Genomic DNA, 19,077 nt, shown 5'->3' on the forward strand with positions numbered 1-19,077 from the left:
CCGGCTCCCTTGCTGCCCCTCAATCCTCGACGATCCGCAGCAGCTTGCGCTCGACCGGGGCAAGCACGCCCTGCAATTCCTGGCCGCGCTTCAGCACCTGTCCGCTTTCGCCGACCAGCGCCCACATGCCCTGCCGGTGGCGCAGCGACGGGCGCTTCTCGATCCGGTATTCGGGCCGCTCGGCCGACCGGCGGAACGCGCTGAAGACGGCGGCCTCGCGCCCCATGTCCATCGCATAGTCGCGCCAATGGCCGGCCGACACCATCCGGCCGTATAGGTCCATGATCTTCTGCAATTCCAGCCGGTCGAACCCGACCTGTCCCGCTGTCGTTCCCGTCGCGGCATGAGGAAACGGCGTCACATTGGACATCAGGCCCGGCCGCGCTCCTGCACTAGGGCGAGTTCAGGCTGTGCCGGCACCTGCTCGCGCTCGACCAGCAGCGCTGCCAGCCGCTGCTGCAACCGCTCGACCTCGCACTGGAGCAGTTCCAGCTTCTGCTTTTCGGGATCGAAGCAATCGGTGCAGGGCGTGCCGTAGGGCATGAAATCGCGCTGATATGCGGTGACATCGACCAGCATCGGCCGCGCCGGGATGCCGACCATGGTCGCGCCGTCCGCCACATCCTTGGTCACCACGGCATTCGCGCCCACCCGCGCGCGCGCGCCGACCTGGATGGGCCCAAGCACCTGCGCGCCCGACCCTACGATCACGCCGTCATGAAGGGTCGGATGCCGCTTCCCCGCAATGCCGTTGGCCGGATCGGTGCCTCCCAGCGTCACATTCTGATAGAGCGTCACATCGTCACCGATCTCCGCCGTCTCGCCGATCACGGCAAAGCCGTGGTCGATGAAGAAGCGCTTGCCGATCTTGGCGCCGGGATGGATATCGTTGCCAGTCAGAAAGCGTGAAAAATGGTTGACCGCCCGCGCCAGGAAGAAGAGCCGCGCGCGATAGAGCCGGTGCGCCACCCGATGGAAGGCAAGCGACCAGACGCCGGGATAGAGCAAGATTTCCGCGCGGGACCGGGGCGCGGGATCGCGCGCCTTAACCGAATCCAGATAGGCAATGAGGCTGCGAACCATTCCGACGTCCCTGACCAGCGGATATTCTCTTGTCCGGGCCCGCATATAATAGGAACGCTCCGCTTTTTCCAGTCGAGGCGCTAATTGCGCTTCGCAGGGCGAAACAGAAACTTGCTTGGCGCGCAACATTAATTCAATCAAGGCGATAGACAATGTATATGAAGGGTATCGCATGATCGACACGTTCATCGCCCATTTCGGCGATATCTGGCCCTTCATCCTTATTGGTTTCGGCGCTCAGATGATCGACGGTGCGCTGGGCATGGCCTATGGCGTCATTTCCAGCACGCTGCTGCTCACAATGGGCGTTCCACCCAGTCGCGCATCAGCCAGTGTCCATCTGGCCGAAACCTTCACCACGGGCGTTTCGGCAATCAGCCACATCCTGCATCGCAATGTCGACTGGCGTCTGTTCGCCAGGCTGATCGTCCCCGGTGTCATTGGCGGCGTCGCCGGCGCTTACTTGCTCTCCAACATCGACAGCAGCATCCTCAAACCCTTCATCCTCACCTATCTTGCGCTGATCGGCATCTATTTGGTCTGGCGTGGGTTTCATTTGCCGCCCAAGCAGCGCGATCCCAAATTGGTCGCGCCGCTCGGCCTTGTCGGCGGGTTCATGGACGCGACCGGCGGCGGCGGTTGGGGCCCGATCGTCACGTCCAACCTGCTGCTACAGGGGTCGAGCCCGCGCCACACGATCGGCACGGTCAACACGGTCGAATTCGTGCTGACCAGCGCGGTCAGCCTGACCTTCCTCATCCATCTGGGCTGGCAGAATTTCACCACTTATACGATCGGCCTGCTGATCGGCGGGGTCGTCGCCGCGCCGCTCGGGGCGATGCTCGCCCGCCATGTTGCTTCCCGCATCCTCTTTTCGGCGGTGGGTATCGTGCTGACCCTGACCTCGCTGTTCGGCGTTGCCAAATATCTTGGATATATCGGCTGAGGCGCTTATACTTGGCTTTCTGATCGAGGGAGCCGATGAATGTCCAGCTATCTGCCCACGCTGAAGCAGCTCCAATATCTGGTCGCGCTTAAGGAGCAGGGCCATTTCGGCAAAGCGGCGGACAGTTGCTTCGTGACCCAGTCGACCCTTTCCGCCGGCATCCGCGAACTGGAGTCGCTGATCGGCGTTACCCTGGTCGAACGCACCCGCCGCGTGGTCCGCTTCACGGCCTTGGGCGACCGCATCGTGGAAAAGGCGCACCGCGTCCTGCGCGAGGCGGAGGAACTCGCCGCCATCGCCGAAGCCTCTAACAAACCGCTCACTGGCGAGTTGCGGATGAGCGTCATCCCGACCATCGCCCCCTTCCTGCTGCCCCGCCTCCTGCCCCGGCTGCGCGCCGAACGCCCCGAACTCAAACTCTATCTGCGCGAAGAAACCAGCCAGGCGGCGATCGAATCGCTGCGGCACGGCCATGTCGACTGTGTGCTGCTGGCTCTGCCCTTCCCGATGGGCGAAATGGACAGCGAAATTCTGTTCCAGGACCGGCTCTACGTCGCCTTCCCCCATGACGAGCCCAGCAATCCGCCCGATTGGATCGAGCCGGGCATGATCGACGAGAGCAAGCTCCTTCTGCTGGAGGACGGCCATTGCCTCAAGGATCATGCGCTCGCCGCCTGCAACCGCCCGGATCTGCGCGCCAGCACGACGATGATGGGCACCTCGCTCCACACCCTGATTCAGATGGTCGACAATGGCCTGGGCGTCACCATGATCCCGGAAATGGCGATAGCGAGCGGCATATTGGAACATACAAGGATCACCGCCCGCCCGGTCGAATCCGACCGCGCCTCGCGCGAAATCGCGCTGGTCTGGCGTCGCAACAGCCCCCGCGAAAAGGAATTCCGCCTGCTCGCCGGCATCCTCCGCGACGCCGCCCAGACCAGCTGCCGCCTACCCGAAGCGGCCTAGTCGCTCCAGCCCTTCGCCTTCGCGACATCTTCGGCCCGCGCTTCCACCCACGCCGTCGCACCGCCCTCGAAATGCTCTTTCTTCCAGAAGGGCGCTTCCGATTTCAGCCAGTCGATAAGGAAGGCACAGCTTTCCAGCGCCGCCGTGCGGTGGCGCGATGCAGTGCCGACGAAAACGATCCGCGCCCCCGGCTCCAGTCGCCCGAAGCGGTGGATCACGCTCACCCCCAGCAGCGGCCAGCGGCCCCACGCTTCCTCGACGATCCGCCCGACCTGGGCCTGCGTCATTGCCGGATATTGCTCCAGTTCCAACGCGACGAGGCCGCCTTCGCCCCGCACCACGCCGGTAAAGCTCGCCACCCCGCCGCCGCCCAGCACCTCCAGCGCCGCCAGTTCCACCGCGACGTCGAAATCCTGCGCCTGCACAGAGATGCGCTTCATCCGCCCGTCACCGGCGGAAAGATCGCGACTTCCCGGGCATCGCCGACCGCCGTGTCGAGCGGCACGAAACGCTGGTCGATCGCCGCGCGCAGCCGCGCCGGATCGCCCAGCGCGTCGGCATAGCCGCCGCCCCGCGCAGCGAGCACGGCGATGAGGTCAGCGACCGTCGCGCCTGGAGCCGGCCGCTCAACCTGCTCCTCGTCGCAGCCCACGCCCTCCCGCACCCAGGCGAAATACACCACGGTAAGCATCGAGTCAGTCCATATGCTTGATGCCGACGCGCAGATAATCCCAGCCCGTCACCAGCGTCAGGATCGCCGCCGCCCACAAGGTCACGACGCCCACCATCTGCACGAAGGGGAATTGCGGCACCGCCCCCGCCAGGATCAGCGCGCCGAGCGCGATGATCTGAAAGGTCGTCTTCCACTTCGCGAGCCGCGACACCGGCACCGACACCTGCAATCCGGCCAGAAACTCACGCAGGCCCGACACCGCGATCTCGCGCAGCAGGATGATCATGGCCGCGACCACATGCAGCCCGGCAATGTCTCGCGTCGCGGCCAGCATCAATATGACCGCACCCACCATGATCTTGTCAGCGATGGGATCCAGGAAAATGCCGAGCTTCGACACCGTCCCCTGCGCCCGCGCCAGATAGCCGTCGAAATAGTCGGTCACGCCCATCAGGCAGTAGAGGGCGAAAGCCAGCGCATAGCCGGTGGTCCAGCGCGCGCCCTGCCCGCCGCTCGCCATCTCCTCCGGCCACAACAAAGCGACCAGCAGCGGCACCGTCAGGATGCGCGAAAGCGTCAGCACATTGGGCAGCGTCAGCATGGCCGGCACCTGCCACAGTCGGGCACGCGGCACAAGCGAGCGCATCGCGCGTGGCGCTTGGCATTGGACAGCAACCGCGCCAGGCGCTAGACCGCGCCCCGGTCGGCAACGGAAAAGAAGACCCCCCTTCACATGCAAGCCTCTCTCAGGCTCTTGAACAAGCGCCGTTTTCTGCCCTTGTTCGTCACCCAGTTGCTGGGCGCGTTCAACGACAATCTGTTCAAGAATGCGATGGTCCTGTTCGTCGTGTATCAGGTCTATAACGACGAAAAATCCGAAACCTGGTTTTCGGCGCTGGCGACTGGCCTCTTCATCCTGCCCTTCTTCCTGCTGTCCGCTTTGTCGGGGCAATTGGCGGACCAGCGCGACAAGGCGGTCATCATCCGTTGGGTCAAGGCGGCCGAAATCGGGATCATGGCCGTGGGCGCGGCTGGCCTCGCCCTTATCTGGAGCGGCGTCGCCGTCCACACGCTCGCGATTCCCCTACTGCTCGCCGCGCTCTTCGCCATGGGCATCCACTCGACCTTCTTTGGCCCGATCAAATACGCGATTCTGCCCCAGCATCTGCATGACGATGAAGTGCTGGGCGGCACCGGCCTGGTCGAAGCGGGCACCTATATCGCGATCCTCGCCGGCACGATCCTCGCCGGCCTGATCCCGATCGAGGCTGCGGCGGTCGGCATCATCGTGACGGCCCTGATCGGCTATGTCGCCGGGCGCGAAGTGCCCCCCGCACCCTCCTTGCTGGAAAGCCAGCCAATCGATTTCCATATCATCCGCTCGTCGATCGCGCTGGTGCGCGGCACGATGCACATCCGCCGGCTGTTCCTGGCGATCATGTCGATCAGCCTCTTCTGGGCGGTCGGCTCGATCCTCTTCATACAGTTTCCGCCGCTCGTTAAGAATGTGCTGACCGCCGACAAGCCGGTCGCCAGCCTGTTTCTCGCCATCTTCTCGATCGGTATCGCGATCGGCTCGATCGCCATCAATCGCCTGCTTCAGGGGCATGTCTCGGCCAAATATGCACCCGCCTCGGTAATCGGCATGGGCCTCTGCATCGTCGCCTTTCACATCGTTTGCGATCTCTGGACGCCGGCGCCCGATGGGCAGATGCTCTCGCTAACCGGTTTCCTCGCGCACCCGCTTGCCGTACCACTTTCACTCTGCCTGCTGGGTGTAGCGACCTTCGGCGGCATGTTCGTGGTGCCGCTCTACGCCTTCCTCACTACCACGGTCGAAAAATGCGAGGCGGCGCGCACCGTTGCGGCCAACAATATCGTCAATTCCGGCGCGATGGTGGCCGGATCGCTCTGCGCGATCGGGCTCAGCATGGCGGGCGTTTCGGTGGTGATGCAGTTGCTGCTTGTCGCCATCCTCTCGCTCCCCTGTGCAGCGCTAGCGTGGAAGCTGCACAAGGCGTGCGACGGCCCGATCTGCCACTGATTCGTGGCGCAGCGCTGGTCAGAAGATGAAGCTGTAGAAGGCCGTGAAAAAGGCGCAGAAGCTCAGCGCGAACAGCTTCCAGTCGCTGTCGTCGTCACGGACCCGGCGCTTTGGCTGCGCCTTGTCGTCGATCACGCGCAGGACATGGGCGGGCAGCCGCTGGCGGAAGGGGTGGCGGGCCGATTCGGTCGTGAGAACAAGGGGACGGGTTCGCATAGCAATGGGTTAACGCAAAATTTACCATCTGGACCACTGCCGAATCTGGTTAAAATTCCGCTGTCCCGCGCCGGGACAGGCTTGACTGTATCATATGAATAATACAGCATGATCGAACCGATGAGCGACTCCACCCCCGCCGATCCCGCCGCCCTGCCGCCGCGCGACTTCGGCGCCGGGCCGCCCAGCGCGTTCGCGCCGCCGACTCCGTGGCGCCGGCGCATGCAGATTTTCGGCTGGATCGTCGCGGCGGCGCTCGCCCTGCTGATGATCCTGGTCGCCTGGCTGGCGGTGACGGCCCCACTCTCCCGTTCGCTCAAGCCCATCGCCCCGCCCAGCATCAGCCTCATGTCGGCGGACGGCCACCTGATCGCCCGGCGCGGCGCGGTCATCGGCAAGCCCGTCACCATGGCGGAACTGCCCAGCCATGTTCCGCAAGCCTTCATGGCGATCGAGGACCGCCGATTCCAGACTCATTGGGGCGTCGACCCGCGCGGTATCGCGCGCGCGATGTGGCACAATCTCTGGTCCGACGGCGCGTCCCAGGGCGGCAGCACCATCACCCAGCAACTGGCGAAGGGCGTGTTCCTCTCCAGCGACCGCACCTTCGGCCGCAAGGCGCGCGAGGCGCTGATCGCGGTCTGGCTGGAGGTCTGGCTGACCAAGGACCAGATCATGGAGCGCTACCTCTCCAACGTCTATTTCGGCGACAATGTCTATGGTCTGCGCGCCGCCGCCCGCCATTATTTCAGCCGCTCTCCCGACCGGCTGACGATCCCGCAGGCGGCGATGCTGGCGGGCCTTTTGAAAGCCCCCTCCCGCCTCGCCCCCACCACCAACCTCAAAGGTGCACGCGCCCGCGCCGCGCTGGTGACGCAGGCTATGGTGGATGCGGGCTATATCAGCCAGGCGGAACGCAACGCCCTCCCCCCCGCCCGCCTCAGCGTGCATGAGGAAGACGATCCGACCAGTGGAACCTATTTCGCCGACTGGGTGCTGCCCCAGGCCCGCGACCGTGCCGGCGCGGTCTATGGCGAACAGAATATCGAAACCACGCTCGACTGGCGCATCCAGCGCCTTGCCGAAGCCGCGATCCGCCGCGCGCCGCTTGGGAGCGCGCAGGCCGCGCTGGTGGCGATGAAGCCCGATGGCAGTATCGTCGCCATGGTCGGCGGCAGGAATTATGCGAAGAGCAGCTTCAACCGCGCCGTGCAGGCGAAGCGTCAGCCCGGCTCCACCTTCAAGCTGTTCGTCTATCTCGCCGCCTTCCGCGCCGGCATGACCCCCGACGATATGATCGACGACACGCCGATCACCACCGGCACCTATCGCCCCGCCAATCATGGCGGCAAATATCGCGGCCGCATCACCCTGCGCCAGGCGTTCGCCGCGTCGAGTAATGTCGCAGCCGTGCGCCTGACGCAGAAGGTTGGCGTCGACACCGTGATCAAGGTTGCCCGCGACCTTGGCGTCACCGCACCGCTGACCGAAGACTTGAGCCTCGCGCTTGGCACGTCCGAAATTCCGCTGATCGAACTGGCCGAAGCCTATGCCTCCGTCGCGGCCGGCGCCTATCCGGTCGTCGCCCATGGTCTTCCGCCAGAGGAACAGGGCTGGTTCGAGCGGCTGATGCAGCGCCAGCGTCATTTCAGCCAGGACCAGCTGGAGATGATCCGCGATCTTCTCTCCTCCGCCGCCAATCGCGGCACCGGCAGCGCGGCGGCGCTGCGCACCAGCACCTTCGGCAAGACCGGGACCACGCAGGACAGCCGCGACGCCATCTTCGTCGGCTATGCCGGTGGCCTCGTCACGGCGGTCTGGATCGGCAATGACGACAATGCCCCGCTGCCCGGCGGCGCGGCCGGCGGCGGCGTGCCCGCGCGCATCTGGCGCAATTTCATGAGCGGCGCGATCAACGAGCCGGTCGAGGACACATCCGATGCGGAGCAGGATCCCGATCTGGTCAACGCCATCGCCAATGTCGCGGTCGAGACCGGCATCGGCAATCTCGGTCTTGGCGTGGACGAAGACGGGTTAACCGTCAACATCGGTCCCAACCAGATCCGCCTCCCTGTCGACGGGCCGCCTGCATCGGACGCTCCACCGCCGCGAGTCGCGCCGACCCTGCCTCGCGAGGAAGAAACGGGGCCCTGACCTTCCGTATGGTTGACGGCAATTTGATCACCGGCCTGCCATTCGTACGATTTCGAACCCGAATTTGGGTTAACGATCCGGATAGCGGCTGATCTGGATCAATCCCTTCAGCGAATCCTTCAAACCTTTGTGCGGAAAGGATTTTACCTCGGTCACAGAGCAATGATATCAATGGCCGAATTCCCATTCGGCAGGGTCGCGCCATGGATGATCGATTGGATACCGAAACCCGCTCAGAGCAGAAGGCGCTGGCCGCCCGCTGGAGCCTGACCGCCGAAGCGATGGAGGCGCTCGCCGGGGCGCGCTCGCTCGACGCCGTCACCTCCGTCCTGCGCGCCTTCGCCCGCCGCGCGGTGGGGGCGGATGGCATCGCCATCGTGCTGCGCGACGAGGGCAAGTGCCATTATGTCGCCGAGGATGCGATGGCCCCGCTCTGGGCCGGGCAGCGCTTCCCGATGCAGCGCTGCGTGTCCGGCTGGGCGATGCAGAACCAGCAGACCGCCGTCATCCCCGACGTGTTTCTAGACCCGCGCGTGCCGGTGGACGCTTATCGCGAAACCTTCGTCCGCAGCATGATCATGGTGCCGATCGGCCGGACCGATCCGATCGCGGCTGTCGGCGCCTATTGGTCCGAGCCTGGCGCACCCACCGACAACCAGATCGCGCTTTTGGAGGCGCTGGCCCGGGCCGCGTCCACCGCATTGGAAAATGGCCGTCTCTTTGCGTCGCTGGAAGCGCTGAACAATCATCTGGACCAGCGCGTGCGCGAGCGGACACAGGAACTTCAAAAGTCGCAGGACACGCTGCGCCAGGTCCAGAAAATGGAGATGCTGGGCCAGCTCACCGGCCATGTCGCGCATGATTTCAACAATCTCCTCACCCCCATCATGGGCGGTCTCGACCGCATATTGTCGGGCGAATTGTCCGCCGATCAGCTTGCCCGCACCGCCGGGATGGCGATGCAGGCCGCCGAAACCGCCCAGACGCTGGTGCAGCGCCTGCTCGCTTTCGCCCGCCGCCAGCCGCTGGTGCCGACTGCGGTCCACCTGCCCGCGCTGCTCACCGGGATGGAAGCGCTGCTCGAAAGCACGCTGGGACCACGCATTACCCTGAAGATCGATGCGCCCGCGCAGCTGCCGCCGGTCCATGCCGACGGGCATCAGCTCGAACTCGCTATCCTCAACCTCGTCGTCAACAGCCGCGACGCCATGCCCGACGGCGGCAGCCTCCACATCCATGCCGACCTGCGCGAGGATGGCCTGCCCGCCCCTCTCGCCCGGCGCCCCTATGTCTGCCTGACGATCGCCGACACCGGCATCGGCATGAGCCCGTCGGTCAAGGCGGCGGCGATGGAGCCCTTCTTCACCACCAAGCCGACCGGCCATGGCACCGGCCTAGGCCTCTCCATGGCGCATGGCCTCGCCGCCCAGCTTGGCGGCGCACTGGAGATCGACAGCGAAGTTGGCATGGGCACGCAGATCCAGTTCTGGCTCCCAGTCGAGCGCGCGAAGCCCCGCGCCGACGAAGCCGACCCGCGCCATCTGCCACCCGGCCGCTCGAAAGGCAGCATCCTGCTGGTCGACGACAATATGCTGGTGCGCGCCAGCACGCGCGGAATGTTGGAGGATATGGGCTATGACGTGGTCGATATCGACCAGGCGGAACTGGCCATCGGCATGATCGAGGCGGGGCACCGACCCGACATCGTCATCACCGACCATGTCATGCCGGGCATGACGGGGGCGGAACTGGTGCTGCGGCTGCGATCGGAGCATCCTGCCATCGCCCTGCTCATCATCTCCGGCTACCAGGGCATAGACCTGATCGCGCCCGATGTCGTCCGCCTCTCCAAACCCTTCCGCCGCGCCCATCTCCACGCCAGCATCGCCGCCGCCCGCGCGCAGGTGGCGTAAAGCGCGCTTGGCGGAAGCGGACGGGGCCGCTACGAGGCTGCGAGTGAGCCGTCCCACCGACATCGTCCTCGTCCTCGCCCGCGCCGACAATGGCGTGATCGGCAAGGATGGCGACCTGCCCTGGCGCCTTCCCGCCGATCTCCAGCATTTCAAGGCGCTGACCGCCGGCCACCCGATGCTGATGGGCCGGCGCACCTTCGACAGCCTGCCCGGCCTGCTGCCCGGTCGCCGCCATATCGTGCTGACGCGCGATCGCGCATGGACCGCGCCAGAGGCGGAAGTCGCGCATGACGTCGGTCAGGCGCTCCTACTCGCCGCCGCGCCGACGCTGATGGTGATCGGCGGCGCGGAAATCTATCGTCTGTTCCTGCCGCTCGCGACCCGCATCGAACTCACCGAAGTGCATCTCGCGGCAGAGGGCGACGCCGCCATCGCCTATCCCGACCCGGCCAACTGGCGCGAGACCGCCCGCGCCGATCATGCCGCACTGAATGGCCGCCCCGCCTACAGCTTCGTCACCTTCCAGCGAGCGGATTGCCACACCACAACCGCGCCCCTATAGGCGCGCCCATGGAGCGGCTTTCCAGCAGCGCCCCGGTCCCGCCCCATATGCGCGGGAGCGTCATGGCGCTCGGCAATTTCGACGGCTTTCACGCCGGCCACCAGGCGGTGGTCGGCCGCGCCATTGATCGCGCGCGTGGCGAAGGCCGCCCCGCAATCATCGCCACCTTCGATCCGCACCCGATGCGGCTGTTCCGGCCCGACACGCCGCCTTTTCGCCTGACCACGCTCGATCAGCGTGAAGCCCTCTTCGCCCGCGCGGGCGCCGGCGCAATGCTGGTATTCGACTTCACCGCCGATCTCGCCGCTCTCTCGCCCCAGGCCTATGTCGACCTCTTGCGCCAGCAGCTAGGCGTCGCGGCGGTGGTGACCGGGCAGGATTTCACCTTCGGCAGAGGGCGCAGCGGCACGGTCGACAGCTTCGCCGCGCTTGGCCTGCCCGCCGAAGCCGTCGCGCCCGTGTCGGACGCGCAAGGCATCATCTCGTCCAGCCGCATCCGCGCCGCGCTCATGGCCGGCGATTGCGACACCGCCGCCCGCCTCCTCACCCGCCCCTTCGCGATCCGGGGCGTCGTCCAGCATGGCGACAAGCTCGGCCGCACCATCGGCTTCCCCACTGCCAACATCGACATGGGCGCCTATCTCCGCCCGGCCTATGGCATCTATGCGGTGCGCGGGCTGCTCGCCGATGGCCGCGTCCTCGACGGCGCGGCTAACCTCGGCGTCCGCCCCAGTTTCGATCCGCCCAAGGAATTGCTGGAGCCGCATTTCTTCGATTTCGCCGAAAGCCTCTACGATCAGCCGATCGAGGTCCAGCTCATCCGCTACCTCCATGCCGAGCGCAAATATGACGGCCTCGACGCGCTGATGGCCGGCATCGCGCAGGACTGCGCCGACGCACGGCAAATCCTTGCGGGAACGCCCCGCCTCGCCTAATGCCCTCCACAGATTTTCCTCCACCCCGTTCGTGCTGAGTAAGAGCTGAGCGAAGCCGAAGACCCGTATCGAAGCATCAGGCGCAGCGCTTTGTCCTTCGATACGCCATTTCGACAGGCTCAATGGCTACTCAGGACGAACGGCTGTTTGTTCGCGGACCCGCATGACCGACGCACCCGACTACAAGACCACCGTCTTCCTGCCCCAGACCGATTTCCCCATGAAGGCCGGCCTGGCGCAAAAGGAACCCGCCATCGCGGCGAAGTGGGAGGCGATGGACCTCTACGGCAAGCTGCGCGAGAAGCGCGCCGGCCGCGAACGCTTCATCCTGCATGATGGCCCGCCCTACGCCAATGGCGACATCCATATGGGCCATGCGATGAACAAGGTGCTGAAGGACATCATCGTCCGCTCGCAATCCTTGCTTGGCAAGGACGCGCCCTATGTGCCCGGCTGGGACTGCCACGGCCTCCCCATCGAATGGAAGATCGAGGAGGAATATCGCAAGAAGAAGCTGAACAAGGACGAGGTGCCCGCCGCCGAATTCCGCGCCCAGTGCCGCGCCTATGCCGACAAATGGGTCGGCGTGCAGCGCGAGCAGTTCAAACGGCTCGGCATCATGGGCGATTGGGAAGACCCCTATCTCACCATGAAGTTCGACGCCGAAGCGACCATCGTCGGCGAACTGCTGAAATTCGCGGAAAGCGGCCAGCTCTACCGTGGCGCCAAGCCCGTGATGTGGTCCCCGGTCGAAAAGACCGCGCTGGCAGAGGCGGAGGTCGAATATGAGGACATCGTCTCGACCCAGATCGACGTGGCGTTCGAGATCGTCGAATCAAAATCACCTGTTATCCAGAAGGTGCTGGACAGCGGTTTGCCCGTATACGCAGTAGTATGGACGACCACGCCTTGGACAATTCCAGTCAACCAAGCGCTCGCTTACGGCGAAGACATAGATTATGTCCTTTTTTACGAGGGGGGGGATGGCCGACGGTTTCTAGTCGCAGAACCTCTCGCCAGAGCATTCGAGCAACGCACTGGGATGGTGGCAGGACCGGACACCTTCGCTGCTCCGCAAGCCGGTGATGCATCCTGGGTAATTCATGCTGACCGAATGAAGGGTTCTGAATTCGCTGGTACGTTCGCCCGCCACCCCATGCACCATCTCGGCGGCTTTTTCGCCAAACCCCGCCCTTTCCTCCCCGGCGATTTCGTCACGACCGACGCGGGCACCGGCCTCGTTCACATGGCCCCCGACCATGGCGAGGACGACTTCGCGCTGTGCAAGGCGCACGGTATCAACCCCGTCTTCGCGGTCGAGGGTGACGGCAAATATCGCGCCGACTGGCTGTGGCTGGGCGGGCAGGGGTCGGTCATCAACCCCAAGTTCGTCGCCAAGGACGGACCGATCTGCTCCGACCTGCGCGAGGCGGGCGCGCTGCTCGCCGCGTCGGACGATTTCAGGCACAGCTATCCGCATAGCTGGCGCTCCAAGGCGAAGATCATCTACCGCTGCACCCCGCAATGGTTCATCCCCATGGACGCCCCCCGGTCCGTCATGCCAGCGCAGGCTGGCATCTCGGGCAGCGACGCGCAGACGCACGAGACCCCAGCCTTCGCTGGGGTGACGGGTAATGGCGCGACGTTAAGGGAAATCGCGCTCGACGCCATCGCCCAAACCCGCTGGGTGCCCGAGCGCTCGACCAACCGCATCCGCTCCATGGTGGAGGGCCGCCCAGACTGGGTCATCTCGCGCCAGCGCGCCTGGGGCGTGCCGATCGCCCTCTATGTTCATCGCAAGAGCGGCGACTATCTGGTTGATCCGGCAGTCAACGCCCGCATCGTCGAAGCGTTCAAGGCCGGCGGCGCGGACGCCTGGTTCGGCGCGGATCATCAGGCGCTGCTCGGCCCGGATTACGACCTCGCCGACTATGAAGTCGTCAACGACATTCTCGACGTCTGGTTCGACAGCGGCTCGACCCACAGCTTCGTGGTCGAAGGCCGCTATGGCGAAGGCGTGCGCGCCGACCTCTATATCGAGGGGTCGGACCAGCATCGCGGCTGGTTCCAGTCCTCGCTGCTCGAAAGCTGCGGCACGCGCGGCCAGGCCCCTTACAAGGCCGTCCTGACCCACGGCTTCGCGCTCGCTGCTGACGGCACAAAGATGTCCAAAGCCAAGGGTAACGGCGTCGATCCTCTCAAGGTTATGGAGGAGAGCGGCGCGGACATCTTGCGCGTCTGGGTCGCCAGCACCGACTATTTCGATGACGTCCGCATCGGCAAGGAAGTGCTGGCCGGCGCGTCCGATGCCTATCGCAAATTGCGCAACACATTCCGCTACATGCTCGGCGCTCTGTCCGACTATGATGAAGAGACGGAAGCCGTCGCCTACGCCGACATGCCCGAGCTGGAGCGCTACATGCTCCACCGCCTGGCGCAGCTCGACGCGGAACTGCGCGCCGTGGTGGACAAGGAAAAGGGCAGCGAAAGCTGGCTCGAATTCAGCCGCTACACCCGCGCAATCTTCGATTTCGCCAACAGCGACCTCAGCGCCTTCTTCTTCGACATCCGCAAGGACTGCCTCTATTGCGATGCGAAGTCGGACCCGAAGCGCCGCGCCTATCGCACGTTGCTCGACACGCTGTTCCACGCACTCGTTCGCTATGTCGCGCCGATCATCCCCTTCACTGCCGAGGAAGTGTGGCAAAGCCGCTTCCCAAGCGGCGAAGATAGTGTCCATTTCCTCGAATGGCCGGAGGTCGACGCGCGCTGGATCGACAGCCACCTCGCCGACAAATGGACCGAACTGCGTTACCAGCGCGATCAGGTGAACGAGGCGATCGAGCCGCTGCGCCGGGAAAAGATCATCCGCTCCAGCCTGGAGGCCGATGTCACCATGGGTGAAGTTTTGCCCAGCGACGGTGTGAACTTCGCCGAAATCGCTATCGTCGCCCGGGTCGAAATGGGCGTAGGTGACGGCATCGTGGTCAAGCCGAGCGACTGGCACAAATGCGGCCGCTGCTGGCGCCTGCTCCCCGAAGTGAAAGAGGACGGCACGCTCTGCGACCGCTGCGACACGGTGCTGGAGGCATGAGCATCAATCACCGCCCCCTGGGCCTGACCGTCGCGATCACCACGCTCGCGCTCGACCAGCTCGTCAAATACAGCGTCACCTACCCGCTCGCGCTCAAGAGCCGGGCGGAGGAAGGGATCGACATCCTCCCCATCTTCCGCTTGCGCTGGCTGGAGAACAGGGGCGTGTCGATGGGCTTCTTCCACGCCGATACCGACGCGATGCGCTGGGCGCTGGTCCTTATGACCTTCCTGATCGCCGGTTTCGTCGCGGTCTGGATGTGGCGGGAAAAGGCGCGGCAGGATGTCGCGGCATTGGGCCTGGTGCTGGGCGGCGCGATCGGCAACATCGTCGATCGCGTGCGCCTGGGCTATGTGGTCGATTATGCCGACCTGCATTTCGGCGAATGGCGGCCCTTCCTGATTTTCAACCTGGCGGACGCGGCCATCACCATCGGCGTGCTGATCCTGCTTGCACGGGCGCTACTGCTGCGCGACAAGGGCGCAAAATCGGAGACTTCTCACTGATGCGTAAACTGATCCTCGCCACCGGCCTGATCGCCTCCCTGTCCGCCTGTGGCGGCGGCGGTGGTCTGTTCAACCGCGACCGGCCCGACGAGTTCGCCGTCTCGCGCGCCGCGCCTCTGGTGATCCCCCCCGATTTCGCGCTCGTCCCCCCCGCCCCCGGTACGCCGTCGGCGGCAGCGGTCGATTCGCGCGCCGAAGCGATGCAGGCGATGTTCGGCGGCCCGGCGCAGCGCAGCGCGGGCGAAAGCGCGGCGCTCAATGCCGCCGGCCGCGCCAATGCGGCGCCCGGCATCCGTTCCGCGGTCGGAGATCCCGGCACCGAAGTCGTCGACAAGGGCGCGACCACCCGCGACGTCATCGCCGCGCCCGAAGGCGACGGGCAGGAAGCCCGCGCCGCGGTCCCGCAATAAGGAATAGGCGCCGTTCAGGCAGGCGCGGGAAACCTGCCTGAACGGCAACGATACATTCAATCCTTCGTTCGCTCCCCGCCCAGCAGCGGCATTCCCGCGATCAACGGATGATCGAATATGGTGCCACCCTCCGGCGCACTGATCGGTTTCGCCGGCACCGGGCAGGCGTCGATCATCGGTTGCGCGTCAAAGGCGACCGGCTCCCAGCCCGTATCCACCGCGCGCATCACATCGGCCCAGTCGGTCGGCTTCTTGCGATCCTGCACATAGATGGGCAGGTCCGGCTTGCCGAGGCCGAGATAAAGATCGGTGAAGCGCGTGTCGATCTGCTTCACATCATCGACGTCCAGATGAACGGTCGCAAGGCCGGGCTTCGGTCCCCGCACGCCGAAATAGAGGCAGGGTATGCCATAGCTTTCGGCGAACACCATGCCGTGCAAGCTGGTCGACACGATCCGGCGGCAGGAGAGGATGTCGTCCAGCCGCTGCTTCAGCCCCTCGACCGACCGGGGTGTCACCGTGTTCAACAGCTTGACCGATCCGGCAAACTCCTCCGGCACGACATAGCGGGCATAATCCTTTGGGTGCGCTTCATAATCGCGGTCGGCAAGGTCCACCAAGTGGATGAGGACGCCCAGATCCCATTTCTTCTCGACCGGCCCCGGATAATAGTCCGGCAGGATCCACACCGGATCGCCATACACGCTATTCGGCGCAACAGGCGCGCCGTCGTTCAGCACCTTGCGCGAAAAGGGGCCACGCGTGGCGCAGATATGCACATCCGTGCCGGGCGGGCGGGTGTATAGTTCCTTGCCGCCGCCCGAGCCGCTCGCATAATGCGACGAACCGGTGCCCCAGTACCAGACTTCGCCGCCCACATAATTCTGCCCGATCGATCCCACCGCCGCCATGCGCAGCCGCTCGGACGACATGGGCTCGTGCTGGATCGGCAGCCCCGTCAGCATCGAGACCATGGCCGGGCTCAAGGCGTCGCCCAGGTTCAGATAGTCCGCTCCGCCCGTCCCGGCGGCCCAGCTCAACGGGATGGCGCCATGTTCTTCGACATGCCGCAGGATGCTGTTGGTCACTCGGCCCCCTTTGATGATTTCAGGCGCGTGCTTCTGCCCCGATGGTTGCGCTGTTGTGACGCAGCGCCGTCAGGACCGTAGCGACGATCGCGTCGGCGTCCAGCCCAGCCTGCGCATATTGTTTCTCCGGCTTGTCCTGGTCCTGGAAAATATCGGGCAGGCGCATCGTCCGCAGCTTCAGGCCATTGTCGATGAGGCCAAGGTCGCTCGCCAGCGTCAGCACATGCGCGCCAAGGCCACCGATCGCGCCTTCCTCAATGGTCACCGCCACCTCATGCGTGGTCAGCAGCCGGCGGATCAGCGCCTCATCGAGCGGCTTGGCAAAGCGCAGGTCGGCGACGGTTGTCGACAGCCCCTTCGCCTCCAGCACATCGGCCGCCTGCAATGCTTCCTCAAGGCGGGTGCCGAGCGACAGGATGGCGACCTGCCGTCCCTCGCGCACGATCCGCCCCTTGCCGATCTCAAGGCGCTCTGGCACCTGCGGCATCGCGACGCCAGTGCCATTGCCGCGAGGGTAGCGCACCGCGATCGGCCCGCTGTCATGAACCGCGCACGTATGGACCATATGGACCAGCTCCGCCTCGTCCGCCGCAGCCATAACGACCATATTGGGCAGGGTGGCGAGATAGGTGACGTCGAAGCTGCCGGCGTGGGTCGAGCCGTCCGCGCCGACCAGCCCCGCCCGGTCGATGGCGAAGCGGACGGGGAGATTCTGGATCGCCACGTCATGCACCACCTGATCATAGGCGCGTTGAAGGAAAGTCGAATAAATCGCGCAGAAGGGCCGCATCCCCTGCGCCGCAAGACCCGCCGCAAAAGTCACGGCATGCTGCTCGGCAATCCCCACGTCGAAGATGCGATCGGGGAAGGCTTGCTGGAACTTGTCGAGTCCCGTGCCCGACGGCATCGCCGCAGTGATCGCACACACCGTGGAATCGCGCTGAGCCTCAACGATCAACGCCTGGGCGAAGACATTGGTGTAGCTGGGCGGTCCCGGCGGGGCCTTGTCCTGCGTGCCGGTGATGACGTCGAACTTCTGCACGCCATGATATTTGTCCGCCGCCGCTTCGGCCGGGCCATAGCCTTTGCCCTTCTGCGTTACCACATGGATCAGGCACGGCCCTTCGGCGGCGTCGCGGACATTTTCGAGCACCGGGATCAACTGGTCGAGATTATGCCCGTCGACCGGTCCCACATAATAGAAGCCCAGCTCCTCGAACAATGTGCCGCCCATGGCCATGCCGCGCGCATATTCGTCGGTCTTCTTGGCCGCCTTGTGCAGCGGCCGGGGCAGCTTACGCGCCAGCCGCTTGGCAATATCGCGTAGCCCCAGAAACTCGCGGCTCGACACGAGGCGCGCGAGATAGGCCGAAAGTCCCCCCACCGGCGGTGCGATCGACATGTCGTTGTCGTTCAGGATCACGATCAGGCGGTTGCCGGCCTCGCGCGCATTGTTCATCGCCTCATAGGCCATGCCCGCCGACATCGCACCGTCGCCGATCACGGCAATGCCCTTGCCAGGCCTGTTCTGCATCTTGTTGGCGATGGCGAAACCCAAGGCCGCGCTGATCGAGGTTGAACTATGGGCCGCGCCAAACGGATCATACTCGCTCTCGGCCCGCTTGGTGAAACCCGATAGTCCCCCGCCCTGCCGCAGCGTGCGGATGCGGTCGCGCCGGCCGGTCAGTATCTTGTGCGGATAGCATTGGTGGCCGACATCCCAGATCAGCTTGTCGGCGGGCGTATCGAAGACATAATGGATAGCGGTGGTCAGTTCGACGACGCCAAGGCCTGACCCCAGATGTCCTCCGGTGACGCCAACGGCCGCGATGGTCTCGGCGCGCAGTTCATCGGCCAGCTGCGGCAGCTGTTCGGGCTTCAGCTTCCGCAGGTCTGACGGCCATGCCACCTGGTCCAGCAGCGGGGTTTCGGGGCGATCGTTCATCTGGGTCATAGACTCCGCTGGGCGCTAGGCTGTTCCGGGGCGCGGCGCAACGCCCGCGTCACGCCGCGCATTTCGCGCAGGTGCCCAATATTTCGATCACCGGCCGTTCGGCATGGAAACCTTCATGGCTCGCCACCGCGCGCACGTCGCCCGTGACCCGGTCGTCGTCGACATGGGTCGCCTGCTTGCAGTTGCGGCACACCAGAAAAATACAGTCATGGTGGCAGCCCGGATGCGCGTTGGCGATATAGGCGTTGGCGCTTTCCACCCGCATCGCGATATTGTTCGTCACGAACAGGTCGAGGATGCGATAGACGCTGTTGGGCGCGACCCGTTTGCCCCGTGCCTTCGACACAGTATCGGCGATATCATAGGCCGACGCCGGCTTTTCCTCGGCCGCCAGCGCGTCGAAGATCGCGGCCCGCATCGGCGTCCATTGCTCCTGCTGCGCCTCCAGCGTGCGGCGTGCGGCGTCGGCCAGCTTTTCGCCGGTTGGCTCCAGATGATCATGATGGTGGTGGTCGGCCATGATGCTAATC

Annotated in this window: 19 protein-coding genes; 10 read left to right on the top strand and 9 right to left on the bottom strand. The window is 65.0% G+C overall.

What is annotated here, in order from left to right; genetic code table 11:
• Positions 1 to 19 precede the first annotated feature (19 nt).
• Positions 20 to 370, bottom strand: coding sequence for a DUF2794 domain-containing protein (locus ACETPF_RS02630; protein WP_373932709.1), 351 nt, complete (start codon positions 368 to 370; stop codon positions 20 to 22).
• Positions 370 to 1,083 (bottom strand): serine O-acetyltransferase EpsC, encoded by a 714-nt coding sequence (gene epsC / locus ACETPF_RS02635; protein WP_373932710.1) that lies wholly within the window; start codon positions 1,081 to 1,083, stop codon positions 370 to 372. Before epsC ends, ACETPF_RS02630 begins: the two co-directional genes overlap by 1 nt.
• 172 nt (positions 1,084 to 1,255) lie before the next feature.
• Between epsC and ACETPF_RS02640 the strand changes: the two genes are divergently transcribed.
• Together ACETPF_RS02640 and ACETPF_RS02645 are read left to right on the top strand one after the other, a co-directional pair.
• Complete coding sequence (locus ACETPF_RS02640) at positions 1,256 to 2,029, top strand: sulfite exporter TauE/SafE family protein (protein ID WP_373932712.1); 774 nt, start codon at positions 1,256 to 1,258, stop codon at positions 2,027 to 2,029.
• A 39-nt stretch (positions 2,030 to 2,068) separates the two neighbouring features.
• Positions 2,069 to 2,998 (top strand): hydrogen peroxide-inducible genes activator, encoded by a 930-nt coding sequence (locus ACETPF_RS02645; protein WP_373932713.1) that lies wholly within the window; start codon positions 2,069 to 2,071, stop codon positions 2,996 to 2,998.
• Here ACETPF_RS02645 and ACETPF_RS02650 read toward each other — a convergent pair.
• From ACETPF_RS02650 to pgsA, 3 genes are read right to left on the bottom strand one after another with little or no spacing between them, the layout of a single operon-like run.
• The gene (locus ACETPF_RS02650) at positions 2,995 to 3,438 is read right to left on the bottom strand and encodes a molybdenum cofactor biosynthesis protein MoaE (RefSeq protein ID WP_373932714.1); all 444 of its coding nucleotides are present in this window, start codon (positions 3,436 to 3,438) and stop codon (positions 2,995 to 2,997) included. The two genes, ACETPF_RS02645 and ACETPF_RS02650, sit on opposite strands and share 4 nt — an antisense overlap.
• Entirely contained in the window at positions 3,435 to 3,689 is a 255-nt protein-coding gene (moaD, locus tag ACETPF_RS02655; RefSeq protein WP_373932715.1) for a molybdopterin converting factor subunit 1, read from the bottom strand. The genes ACETPF_RS02650 and moaD overlap by 4 nt, the downstream gene beginning before the upstream one ends.
• Before the next feature lie 4 nt (positions 3,690 to 3,693).
• Positions 3,694 to 4,272: a CDP-diacylglycerol--glycerol-3-phosphate 3-phosphatidyltransferase gene (gene pgsA / locus ACETPF_RS02660; RefSeq protein ID WP_373933049.1), complete on the bottom strand. Its 579-nt coding sequence runs from the start codon at positions 4,270 to 4,272 to the stop codon at positions 3,694 to 3,696.
• A 132-nt stretch (positions 4,273 to 4,404) separates the two neighbouring features.
• Here pgsA and ACETPF_RS02665 point away from each other — a divergent pair, with 132 nt between their 5' ends.
• The gene (locus tag ACETPF_RS02665) at positions 4,405 to 5,715 is read left to right on the top strand and encodes an MFS transporter (protein ID WP_373932716.1); all 1,311 of its coding nucleotides are present in this window, start codon (positions 4,405 to 4,407) and stop codon (positions 5,713 to 5,715) included.
• Between the two features lie 18 nt (positions 5,716 to 5,733).
• On the opposite strand, the gene ACETPF_RS02670 is transcribed toward ACETPF_RS02665, so the two are convergent.
• Complete coding sequence (locus ACETPF_RS02670; protein ID WP_373932717.1) at positions 5,734 to 5,931, bottom strand: hypothetical protein; 198 nt, start codon at positions 5,929 to 5,931, stop codon at positions 5,734 to 5,736.
• 108 nt (positions 5,932 to 6,039) lie between these two features.
• Between ACETPF_RS02670 and ACETPF_RS02675 the strand changes: the two genes are divergently transcribed.
• From ACETPF_RS02675 to ACETPF_RS02705, 7 genes are all read left to right on the top strand, one after another.
• On the top strand, positions 6,040 to 8,085 hold the full coding sequence (locus tag ACETPF_RS02675) for a transglycosylase domain-containing protein (protein ID WP_373932718.1): 2,046 nt from the start codon (positions 6,040 to 6,042) through the stop codon (positions 8,083 to 8,085).
• 203 nt (positions 8,086 to 8,288) lie between these two features.
• Complete coding sequence (locus tag ACETPF_RS02680; RefSeq protein WP_373932719.1) at positions 8,289 to 9,998, top strand: ATP-binding protein; 1,710 nt, start codon at positions 8,289 to 8,291, stop codon at positions 9,996 to 9,998.
• Between the two features lie 43 nt (positions 9,999 to 10,041).
• Complete coding sequence (locus tag ACETPF_RS02685; RefSeq protein ID WP_373932720.1) at positions 10,042 to 10,560, top strand: dihydrofolate reductase; 519 nt, start codon at positions 10,042 to 10,044, stop codon at positions 10,558 to 10,560.
• Positions 10,561 to 10,568: 8 nt separating this feature from the next.
• Positions 10,569 to 11,495: a bifunctional riboflavin kinase/FAD synthetase gene (locus ACETPF_RS02690; protein ID WP_373932721.1), complete on the top strand. Its 927-nt coding sequence runs from the start codon at positions 10,569 to 10,571 to the stop codon at positions 11,493 to 11,495.
• A gap of 163 nt (positions 11,496 to 11,658) precedes the next feature.
• Positions 11,659 to 14,589, top strand: a complete 2,931-nt coding sequence (gene ileS / locus ACETPF_RS02695) for an isoleucine--tRNA ligase (RefSeq protein WP_373932722.1) — start codon at positions 11,659 to 11,661, stop codon at positions 14,587 to 14,589.
• Positions 14,586 to 15,095, top strand: coding sequence for a signal peptidase II (lspA, locus tag ACETPF_RS02700; protein WP_373932723.1), 510 nt, complete (start codon positions 14,586 to 14,588; stop codon positions 15,093 to 15,095). The genes ileS and lspA overlap by 4 nt, the downstream gene beginning before the upstream one ends.
• Positions 15,095 to 15,505 carry a DUF3035 domain-containing protein gene (locus ACETPF_RS02705; protein WP_328274804.1) on the top strand — a complete coding sequence of 137 codons (411 nt, stop codon included), beginning with the start codon at positions 15,095 to 15,097 and terminating at the stop codon, positions 15,503 to 15,505. The genes lspA and ACETPF_RS02705 overlap by 1 nt, the downstream gene beginning before the upstream one ends.
• 56 nt (positions 15,506 to 15,561) lie before the next feature.
• On the opposite strand, the gene ACETPF_RS02710 is transcribed toward ACETPF_RS02705, so the two are convergent.
• The 3 genes from ACETPF_RS02710 to ACETPF_RS02720 are packed head-to-tail and all read right to left on the bottom strand — an operon-like array spanning position 15,562 to position 19,067.
• Entirely contained in the window at positions 15,562 to 16,593 is a 1,032-nt protein-coding gene (locus ACETPF_RS02710) for a polysaccharide pyruvyl transferase family protein (RefSeq protein WP_373932724.1), read from the bottom strand.
• A 19-nt stretch (positions 16,594 to 16,612) separates the two neighbouring features.
• Complete coding sequence (gene dxs / locus ACETPF_RS02715) at positions 16,613 to 18,547, bottom strand: 1-deoxy-D-xylulose-5-phosphate synthase (RefSeq protein WP_373932725.1); 1,935 nt, start codon at positions 18,545 to 18,547, stop codon at positions 16,613 to 16,615.
• A 49-nt stretch (positions 18,548 to 18,596) separates the two neighbouring features.
• Complete coding sequence (locus ACETPF_RS02720; protein WP_373932726.1) at positions 18,597 to 19,067, bottom strand: Fur family transcriptional regulator; 471 nt, start codon at positions 19,065 to 19,067, stop codon at positions 18,597 to 18,599.
• Positions 19,068 to 19,077: the final 10 nt, after the last annotated feature.

Origin of the sequence: Sphingobium agrisoli (assembly GCF_041877245.1) — a bacterium.
Classification (GTDB): Bacteria; Pseudomonadota; Alphaproteobacteria; order Sphingomonadales; family Sphingomonadaceae; genus Sphingobium.

What these genes read in the sequence shown, in the direction of transcription:
- ACETPF_RS02630 (WP_373932709.1), bottom strand. Translation starts at nt 370, where the DNA reads ATGTCCAATGTGACGCCGTTTCCTCATGCCGCGACGGGAACGACAGCG.
- epsC (WP_373932710.1), bottom strand. Translation starts at nt 1,083, where the DNA reads ATGGTTCGCAGCCTCATTGCCTATCTGGATTCGGTTAAGGCGCGCGAT.
- ACETPF_RS02640 (WP_373932712.1), top strand. Translation starts at nt 1,256, where the DNA reads ATGATCGACACGTTCATCGCCCATTTCGGCGATATCTGGCCCTTCATC.
- ACETPF_RS02645 (WP_373932713.1), top strand. Translation starts at nt 2,069, where the DNA reads ATGTCCAGCTATCTGCCCACGCTGAAGCAGCTCCAATATCTGGTCGCG.
- ACETPF_RS02650 (WP_373932714.1), bottom strand. Translation starts at nt 3,438, where the DNA reads ATGAAGCGCATCTCTGTGCAGGCGCAGGATTTCGACGTCGCGGTGGAA.
- moaD (WP_373932715.1), bottom strand. Translation starts at nt 3,689, where the DNA reads ATGCTTACCGTGGTGTATTTCGCCTGGGTGCGGGAGGGCGTGGGCTGC.
- pgsA (WP_373933049.1), bottom strand. Translation starts at nt 4,272, where the DNA reads ATGCTGACGCTGCCCAATGTGCTGACGCTTTCGCGCATCCTGACGGTG.
- ACETPF_RS02665 (WP_373932716.1), top strand. Translation starts at nt 4,405, where the DNA reads ATGCAAGCCTCTCTCAGGCTCTTGAACAAGCGCCGTTTTCTGCCCTTG.
- ACETPF_RS02670 (WP_373932717.1), bottom strand. Translation starts at nt 5,931, where the DNA reads ATGCGAACCCGTCCCCTTGTTCTCACGACCGAATCGGCCCGCCACCCC.
- ACETPF_RS02675 (WP_373932718.1), top strand. Translation starts at nt 6,040, where the DNA reads ATGATCGAACCGATGAGCGACTCCACCCCCGCCGATCCCGCCGCCCTG.
- ACETPF_RS02680 (WP_373932719.1), top strand. Translation starts at nt 8,289, where the DNA reads ATGGATGATCGATTGGATACCGAAACCCGCTCAGAGCAGAAGGCGCTG.
- ACETPF_RS02690 (WP_373932721.1), top strand. Translation starts at nt 10,569, where the DNA reads ATGGAGCGGCTTTCCAGCAGCGCCCCGGTCCCGCCCCATATGCGCGGG.
- ileS (WP_373932722.1), top strand. Translation starts at nt 11,659, where the DNA reads ATGACCGACGCACCCGACTACAAGACCACCGTCTTCCTGCCCCAGACC.
- lspA (WP_373932723.1), top strand. Translation starts at nt 14,586, where the DNA reads ATGAGCATCAATCACCGCCCCCTGGGCCTGACCGTCGCGATCACCACG.
- ACETPF_RS02705 (WP_328274804.1), top strand. Translation starts at nt 15,095, where the DNA reads ATGCGTAAACTGATCCTCGCCACCGGCCTGATCGCCTCCCTGTCCGCC.
- dxs (WP_373932725.1), bottom strand. Translation starts at nt 18,547, where the DNA reads ATGACCCAGATGAACGATCGCCCCGAAACCCCGCTGCTGGACCAGGTG.
- ACETPF_RS02720 (WP_373932726.1), bottom strand. Translation starts at nt 19,067, where the DNA reads ATGGCCGACCACCACCATCATGATCATCTGGAGCCAACCGGCGAAAAG.